Origin of the sequence: Glycomyces albidus (assembly GCF_009451885.1) — a bacterium.
GTDB classification, from domain to species: domain Bacteria; phylum Actinomycetota; class Actinomycetes; order Mycobacteriales; family Micromonosporaceae; genus Glycomyces; species Glycomyces albidus.
The window spans coordinates 1-8455 of record NZ_WIAO01000071.1 but is presented as its reverse complement, the minus strand read 5'-3'; the positions used below and the strand labels follow the sequence as shown (position 1 = coordinate 8455).

The following is an 8455-nucleotide window of genomic DNA, read 5'->3' as shown; positions in this document are numbered from 1 at the left end:
CGCAGCCGCCGCGCCCGGCGCAGCCGCCGCAGGCGCAGCCGTCCCAGCAGCAGCGGCCCCAGCAACCGCAGCAGCCGCAGTACCAGACGCCGCGGCCTCCGGAGATGCGCCCGCCGCAGCCTCCCGGGCCGCCGGGCCAGCCCTCGCAGCCGTCGTCGCCGCCGCAGTACCAGCAGCCGCAGCGCCCGGTCGCGCAGCCGCCCGCGACGCCGCCGCAGGGACAGCCGTCGCAGCCGTCCCAGCAGCAGCGCCCCCAGCAGCCGCAGTACCAGCTCCCGCAGGCGCCGCAGCCGACGTCGCAGCAGCAGCGTCCGTCCCAGCCGCTCTCGTCGGCGCCGGTGTCCGCCGCGCCCGTCTCGGCCCAGCCGGTGTCGGGGCAGCCCGTCTCCGGGAGCCCGATCTCGGGCGGCCCGGTGTCCGGCCAGCCGTACTCGGCGCAGCCCGCGAGCGCGCAGCCGTACTCGGGCATGCCCTACTCGGGCGCCGCGCCGATCACGGGCGGACCGATCAGCTCCCTGCCGACCTCGGCCGGCCTGTTCGGCGTCTCCCAGGTGTCGGCCGGCCCCACCGAGGGCACGGTCTACGGCCTCCCGGTCACCGACCGCGCGGTCGAGACCGCAAGGGACGCAGGCAAACCGGTCGAGCCGGTCAAGTCGGTCCCGCAGATCCCGACCGCCCGGGCCCTCGAGCTCATGACCTCCGCGAGCCCGCCCGCCGGCCTCGTCATCGGCCGCGACGCCGAGCAGATCCCGGTCGTGGCGCCGTTCTTCCGGCCCGAGGAGACCCGCATCAACCTCATCGGCGGCGTGTACCTCGCCCGCCTGCTCGTCTTCCGAGCCTTGGCGATCGGCACCCGCGTCGCGGTGTGCACGACCCGCCCGCAGGAGTGGAACGGCCTGGGCGAGACCGCGACCGGACGCAACGACCGCCTCGCAGTCCTCCACGGCGACCAGCCGGTGACGGTCGAGGCGAGCCAGCACTCCCCGGCGCTCTACGTCTACGACGTCGGCGAGCGCGGCTCCCAGACGAAGCCGGTCCTCGGCCCGTGGCGCACGCAGCTGACGGTGCTTCCGCGCCTGACGAACTTCGCCGACAACCTCACCGGCGAGGCCCACATGACGGTCCTCCAGCGCCTCACGGCTGAAGAGGCCCAGATCGCCCGCTCGACGATCCGGGTCAACCAGGAGGTGCTCCAGTGGCTCCAGATGCTGCACGACGACATGATCGCCATGCTGCGGAAGGGCCAGAAGGAGCGCTACCTGTGGTGCGCCCCCACCTCAATCGAGTCGCAGATGTTCGGCGCCCCGATGCGCACCTATTAGCGCCGCCCACCCGGTCGGCCCCGACGGGCGCCGTCCGACCTTGAGCCGCCACCGGCCCTTTCACTCGAACGAGTGAAAGGGCCGGTTCCGTCTCGCGAGACGGAACCGGCCCCGCGGTCCTGTCGGACCCCCGGCGTATTTTTGACCCAGGGGTCCCTCTTGTGTCCGATTTGTGTAGACCCTCCGGGGCGCTCCGAGACACTCCCAGATCGGCCCGGCGTTCGGGCGGCCTAACTCGCGTCGCGCCAGTTCGCCAGGTACGCCTCCGCCAACTGCGTGGTCAGGTCAGTGAAGGTCGCCTCGTCGATCCCGGCCTCCTTTGCCACCGAGAGCCGCACCACCAGGTAGACGTTGTCGTCCTGGATGTGGAGCTGGTAGTTCGAGGTCCCGTCGGACACGATCCGCGCCACGGCCGCGGCCTGGTCGCCGACCGAGGGCGCCGGCTCGATCGGCGTCCACAGCTCGGCCATCTCGCTCAGCTCGCCGGCGCCCATCTCGAAGTTCACGCTGGCCTTCGCGTCGGAGTCGAACACCGTCCCGTCGACCTCGAGCAGTGCCGCGGCCTGGTCCGGCTCCCCGTACGTCACGGTGCACAGCTGCGAGTAGCCGCGGTTCTTCTGCTCGGCCTCGGCCGCCTCGGTCGGCTCCGCGCCGCCCACCACCGACTCGAGCGGGGCGGCGTCGATCAGCGAACACGGCTCCTCGCTCCCGGCGTACGTCAGGCCCGCGCCGGCAGCGTCGTCGGCCCCGCCGCCCGAGTCGCGGTTCATGTACCACCACACGCCCCCGCCCACCAGCGCCACCGCGACGACGCCGGCGGCGATCTTCGGCCACGGGCTCGACTTGCGCGCCCGGCTCCGCACCTTCTGGAAATCCGAACGCCGCCGCGGCTCCTTCGGCATGTACCCGAGACGCCCGGCAGCGCTCGTCTCCGTGCCGCCGCCCCAGTCGTCCTTCACCCGGTCGTCGACGAACGCGGCCTCTTCGAACGGCTCGTCCTGCCGGTGCGGCGGAGCCTCGGCGCCGCCGCCCGGGCTCGGCCGGTACTCGCGGCCGCCCTGCGGCGCACCCGTCCGCGGCGTCGACCCGGTGATCGGCCCGCGGCGCGACTCGTACCCGCCCGGCTGCGCCTCATAGCCTCCCGGCCGTGCTTCATAACCGCCCGGTTGGGCCTCGTACCCGCCCGGTTGTGGCGAGAACTGCTGCTGAGGGGACTGGTACTGCCCGGGCTGCGGCCCGCGACCGGCCGAAGGACCGCCCGCCCGCGGCGCGCCGGCCTGCGGTGCCGGCCGTCCGGCCTGCGGCGAGGGACGCCCCGCCTGCGGCCGCCCCTGCCCGTACCCGCCGCCCTGCCGGGGGCGCTCCGGGGACGGCTGCCCGCCCTGGAAACGGCCTTGATCACCTTGAGCGGCGTACGGCTCGCCAGGTGAACCCTGCGGCCGACCCGCCCGGGGCCGCCACTGGCCGGAATCCGACCGCCGCCCATCGTCGGGCTGCTCGTCGTATGCCGGTCCAAAAGGTGGTGTGGCGCTCACGATGATCCTCCGCGAATGGTCGCGGCGTGTCGACTTGACGCCGCGGTAGACACGGTCAGCTTAGAGGGAGCCGCCTAATTCCCCGCTCGGGGGAGCGAATCCAGCAGACCCGACGACAGGCCCTCCGCCAACACCTCGACGTCGCCGCCTTCAGGAGGCGTGCCCGTGACGAACACGTTCAGGCTCAGCGTCGTGTTCGCTTCCTGCGCGTGCAAGCGCACTTCGGTCTCTTCGCCTTCCGCGATCACCGCGGTCGCGGCCTGCTCGCCCACACCGCCGAGGCCGGCGGTCGCGTGCCCCTCGGACGCCTCGAACTCGAGCACCCCGGCGTACGCCGCCCGCGCCTTCGCCGCGTCCTCGTACACCTGCACGGTCGCGAACAGCGTCACGAGCCGGTACGCGTCGCCCCCGGCGTACTCCGCCGAATAAGTGCAGTCGAACGTCCGGACGTTCGCTTCAGAGGACTCCTCGGGGCTGCGCGCCTGCTCGGTGTCGGCCCAGGGGGCCAGCAGCTCCGGGTTCACGACGCGCTCGCAGAGGTCGCCGATCGCGCCGGCGTCCACCGGCGGCTCCTCGTCGCCGACGCCGGAGCTCCAGAACAGCACGGTGCCGCCGCCGAGCAGCAGCACCGCGACCACCGCGAGGACCCATCCGACGCTCGTGAGCTGCCGGAACAGGTCGGCACCGCGATGCCGCCCCTGATAGGTGGCCGGTTTCCCGTCCGCCCGGGGCTCCTCGGACTCGTCCGAGTCGATGACCTGGAGTGCGATGGTTCTGTCCTTACTGTGGGCCCGCTGCTGCCGCGCCAACCGACAGCTTATCGAGTACATGGGACACGGGCCACGCTCGAACCGTGCCAACCACGAGGAGTCGTGTTTTCTCACCCGATCGTGACTGCTCACACTGAGAGGGAGGGCACCGCCTTGTCCACCTGTTCGGCGAATGACGCAGAGTGTGCGATACTCGACCTTGTCGTTCCGCACATATCTACGGACGGTGCGACCCGCAGATGTCCTGTCCGCGCCCCTCACGACGGCGACGGACTTGACGACTCGGCTGGGGGCAGAGGTGTTTCCCCAGCGCGAGTTGAGCTTTTAGTGCGGCCCGAACGGCAGGGGACAGCGCCGGACCATGGCTCGCGAGCCAGTTGAGCGACGCGAGCCGGACGCCCGGCCCCCGCCCGGTCGGGAGGATCGCACTTTTGATGCCGCGCCCGTGCGGCAGCGGACGCAAACCGCGTCACGCGCCCGGGCAGCGGCTGGAATGGAGATATATTCGTATGCGCGAGAATGAGCCGCGCGAACAGGTCCCGCCCATCGCGGTGACCTTCATGGCTCCTCAAAAACCCAAGAGCGACGAACCGGCGTCCGAGACGCCGCGCACCGAGCGGCCACGTGCCACCGCTGCGACCGCCGCGATGTTCGCACCCCCGCCCAAGACCGTCCCCAAGTCGGCGGAATCCAGGTCCGACCGGTCCCGGTCCGACCGCGACCAGCAGGACGACGCCGAGTCGCGTCGCGAAGCAGAGCCGCGCCGCGGCCAGGAGGCGGACTCGCGACGCCAGGACTCCGAGTCCAAGCGCGGCCAGGATGCCGAGCCCCGCCGTCAGGCGAAGAAGACCCAGGCCAAGAAGGCCCAGTCCCAGGAGCAGCAGCCGTCGCGCAAGCGCACGCGCAACCGCGGCGAGCAGCGTGCCGCCGACCGGGCCGACAAGGGGCCCGAGGACAAGGCCGTCGAGCGTGAGTCGAAGGTCGAAGAGCCGGTCGCCGAGGACTTCGACGACGATTTCGACGACGATGACGACTCCGAGGCCGGGCGCCGCAGGCGCGGCCGCCGGGGCCGTCGCGGCCGAGGCCGCGGCAAGGGCCTCGACGGTGCCGAAGGCGGCATCGACGACGAGGACGACGACGAAGAGGACGAGCCGCAGGCCGACTCCGACGAGGACGACGAGGACTCGGGCGCCGACGGCCCCGAGGTGACCCGCCGCCGTCGCCGCCGCCGCAGGAGGGCCGGGTCCGAGGACTCCGACCGCTCCCGTCCCGAGGACGCCGACGACGACGCCGAAGTCGTGGTCAAGGTCCGCACCCCGCAGCGCCGCCCGTCCTCCAACGAGGAAGTGCGCGGCGTCTCCGGCTCCACCCGGCTCGAGGCGAAGCGCCAGCGGCGCCGCGACGGCCGCAAGTCCGGCCGGGGCCGCGTCCAGGTCGTGAGCGAGGCCGAGTTCCTCGCCCGCCGCGAGGCCGTCGAGCGCCAGATGGTCGTCCGCGTCCGCGGCGGCCGCGCCCAGGCCGCCGTCCTCGAGGACGGCATCCTCGCCGAGCACTACGTCTCCAAGTCCGGCACCCAGGGCCTGGTCGGCAACGTCTACCTCGGCAAGGTCCAGAACGTGCTCCCGAGCATGGAGGCCGCGTTCGTCGACATCGGCCGGGGCCGCAACGCCGTGCTCTACGCAGGCGAGGTGAACTGGGACGCCACCGGCCTGGCCGGCAAGGCCCGCTCCATCGAGCAGGCCCTCAAGCCCGGCGACTCCGTGCTCGTCCAGGTCACCAAGGACCCGGTCGGCCACAAGGGCGCCCGCCTGACCAGCCACGTCGCGCTGTCGGGCCGCCACCTGGTCTACGTTCCGGGCGGCAACGCCTCCGGGATCTCCCGCAAGCTCCCCGACCGCGAGCGCACCCGCCTGCGCGCGGCGCTCAAGAAGCTCGTCCCCGAGAGCGCGGGCGTCATCGTGCGCACCGCCGCCGAAGGGGCCGGCCCCGAGGAGCTCGCCCGCGACATCTCCCGCCTCCAGATCGAGTGGGAGGAGATCCAGTCCAAGGCGAAGAAGGGCAACGCGCCGAGCGTGCTGCACTCCGAGCCCGACGTGCTGATCCGCGTCGTCCGCGACGTCTTCAACGAGGACTTCAAGGAGCTCGTGGTCGAGGGCGACGAGGCGTACGACGAGATCCACAAGTACCTGGAGTCGGTCTCTCCCGAGCTGCTGCCGCGGCTCAAGCGCCACACCGGCACGAAGGACGTCTTCGCCGAGATGCGCGTCGACGAGCAGCTCCTCAAGGCGCTGGACCGCAAGGTCTACCTGCCTTCGGGCGGCTCGCTCGTCATCGACCGCACCGAGGCGATGACGGTGATCGACGTCAACACGGGTCGCTTCACCGGCGAGGGCGGCAACCTCGAGGAGACCGTCACCAGGAACAACCTGGAGGCGGCCGAGGAGATCGTGCGCCAGCTCCGCCTGCGCGACATCGGCGGCATCATCGTGATCGACTTCATCGACATGGTCCTGGAGTCCAACCGCGACCTGGTGCTCCGACGCCTGACCGAGTGCCTGGGCCGCGACCGGACCAAGCACCAGGTCACCGAGGTGACCTCGCTCGGCCTGGTGCAGATGACCCGCAAGCGGGTCGGCCAGGGCCTCATCGAGGCGTTCTCGGAGCCGTGCGACCACTGCAAGGGCCGCGGCGTCATGATCCACACGGACGAGATCCTCGGCAACGGCCGCAAGAAGGGCAACGGCGGTGGCGGCGGCAACGCCGGCCAGAGCCAGAACCAGGCCCAGCAGAACCAGGGCCAGGGCTCGAACGGCGGCAAGAAGAAGCGGGACAAGTCCAAGTCCGGCCGGCAGAAGCGGCAGGACGAGTCCGAGCCGCAGGGCCAGTCCGCCGCCGACGCCGTCGCGAAGATCGCGGCCGCCTCCGAGCACGGGCACGACGACGACTACGGCGATTACGACGAGGTCGAGATCGTGGACGAGACCACGTTCGAGCCGGTCGCCGAGGGCAGCGAGCCCGACGCGGCGCTCGTGGTCGAGACCGAGACGACCGACTCCGCCGCCGCGACCGAGGAGGCCGTCCCCGCGGACGCCGACCAGGTCCTGGCCGAGGAGCAGCAGGCCGCCGCCGCGTCGGACTCCGACACGGCGGACGCCGAACCGGACAACGGCGGCGACGCCGGTACGGAATCGGACCCGGCTTAGGCGCGGGCGGCGCCGCGGACTGTGACGTCCGCGGCGTCCGCCTGATCCCGATGCCGGAACCAGCGGGTACATGACGTACCCTAGTGAGCGGCCTATAGAGCCCTCAGCTTTTCGTCCCCGTTCACGCGGGGACGATCGCGGAGCTCGATCGGCGGGCCAGCCCAGGTGACGTTCGCGAAGCCCGAGTTGGCACGGTGCGTGACACCGCGAAATTGACAGACACCGTTCCCCTGCGGGGAACTGACATCATGTCCCCGCATCGGGGAGGACCCAAGGAGACCAGCGTCGACATGTACGCAATCGTCAAGACTGGCGGAAAGCAGTACAAGGTCGCCGAGGGCGACGTCCTCGAAGTCGAGAAGCTTCAGGGCGAGTCCGGCGACACGCTTACGCTGCCCGCGGTGTTGCTCGTCGACGAAGGCACTGTGGTCACCGACGCCTCCGGCGTCACGGTGAGCGGTGAACTTCTCGAGCACACCAAGGGCCCGAAGATCAAGATCCACAAGTACAAGAACAAGACCGGCTACCACAAGCGCCAGGGTCACCGCCAGCCGCTGACCCGCGTGCGTATCACCGGCATCACCAAGTAGGAGTTGAAACATGGCACACAAGAAGGGCGCATCCAGCTCCCGCAACGGGCGTGACTCCAACTCCAAGCGACTTGGCGTCAAGCGCTTCGGCGGCCAGCACGTCAGCGCCGGCGAGATCCTCATCCGTCAGCGCGGCACCAAGTACCACCCGGGCGACCTCGTCGGCCGCGGCGGCGACGACACGCTGTTCGCCCTCGCCGAGGGTGAAGTGCTGTTCTCGCAGAAGCGCGGCCGCAAGCTGGTCAACATCGTCCCGACTTCCACCGAGGTCGCGGCGTAAGACCAGAGCGGCAACGCTCGCAAGCATGAAGGGGCCGGGCCCGTCGACAGACGGGCCCGGCCCCTTTCGCGTACGCCGGCACTCCCGTCCGCCCTCCGCACCCTTTCATGTACCCCCGTACTCCGTTCCGTCTCGGATCGACACCTCTCCGGACCCGAACACCGATCGCATCCATTTGTTCACTGCGACGACGACCGGATGTCGGACCCCTTCAGTAGGTTGAGACCGGGTCCCCCGCGGCATCGCGCGCGAAGCCGGCGGCGGAGGCGAACGCGCTCGAACCCGGTCTCCGGCCGAACCGAACGCATCGCCCCCATGTCGCCGCAGCTCAGCGCGGCCGTGAACGAAAAAGGGCCCCCCTGTTTCGTGCGCTCAAAACCGCGTGTATATTTGTATCTGCCCGCGGGGGAACGGAACAGAGCCGAGAAGGACTGGTCCGGAAGCCGCCGGAGACCAGCGACAGACTCACAGAGTCCGGCGCGGTCCGGTAGCTGAATCGCGGGACATCTCAGAGACTCACTGGAGCCTCGATCGCGTGTGACACAGGTTAATCAGCCTGAAGTTTGCAGAGCGATCCGAGACTGTTAGAGTTGAGAGGTTGCTCCGGCGGAGAACGAATCCCATGTTTGGATGAGTCTTTGTTGTGGCGTGTTGTTTGAGAACTCAACAGGGTGTTTGGATGGTCAGCGTGCGGGCTGATCGAGGGGCTTGGCATTAGGTTGTCGGGTGTTCTTGGTTGGTACTGTTTTTGACTG

Annotated in this window: 5 protein-coding genes and 1 pseudogene; 4 read left to right on the top strand and 2 right to left on the bottom strand. The window is 70.5% G+C overall.

The window, feature by feature from the left end; translation table 11 throughout:
- A partial coding sequence (locus tag GFD30_RS27700; protein ID WP_194202126.1) for a hypothetical protein occupies positions 1 to 1322 on the top strand: 1322 nt, incomplete at its 5' end.
- A 230-nt stretch (positions 1323 to 1552) separates the two neighbouring features.
- Here GFD30_RS27700 and GFD30_RS25805 read toward each other — a convergent pair.
- A complete protein-coding gene (locus tag GFD30_RS25805; RefSeq protein WP_194202125.1) occupies positions 1553 to 2185 on the bottom strand; it encodes a hypothetical protein in 633 nt (210 codons plus the stop codon).
- Positions 2186 to 2931: 746 nt separating this feature from the next.
- The gene (locus tag GFD30_RS25800) at positions 2932 to 3666 is read right to left on the bottom strand and encodes a hypothetical protein (RefSeq protein ID WP_153028018.1); all 735 of its coding nucleotides are present in this window, start codon (positions 3664 to 3666) and stop codon (positions 2932 to 2934) included.
- Positions 3667 to 4433: 767 nt separating this feature from the next.
- Between GFD30_RS25800 and GFD30_RS25795 the strand changes: the two are divergent.
- The 3 genes and pseudogenes from GFD30_RS25795 to rpmA all read left to right on the top strand — a co-directional run.
- Positions 4434 to 6516 (top strand): annotated as a pseudogene (locus GFD30_RS25795) (Rne/Rng family ribonuclease); the annotation flags it as partial.
- A 604-nt stretch (positions 6517 to 7120) separates the two neighbouring features.
- Positions 7121 to 7420: a 50S ribosomal protein L21 gene (gene rplU / locus GFD30_RS25790; RefSeq protein WP_091052684.1), complete on the top strand. Its 300-nt coding sequence runs from the start codon at positions 7121 to 7123 to the stop codon at positions 7418 to 7420.
- Between the two features lie 10 nt (positions 7421 to 7430).
- Positions 7431 to 7700 carry a 50S ribosomal protein L27 gene (rpmA, locus tag GFD30_RS25785; RefSeq protein WP_125247595.1) on the top strand — a complete coding sequence of 90 codons (270 nt, stop codon included), beginning with the start codon at positions 7431 to 7433 and terminating at the stop codon, positions 7698 to 7700.
- Positions 7701 to 8455: the final 755 nt, after the last annotated feature.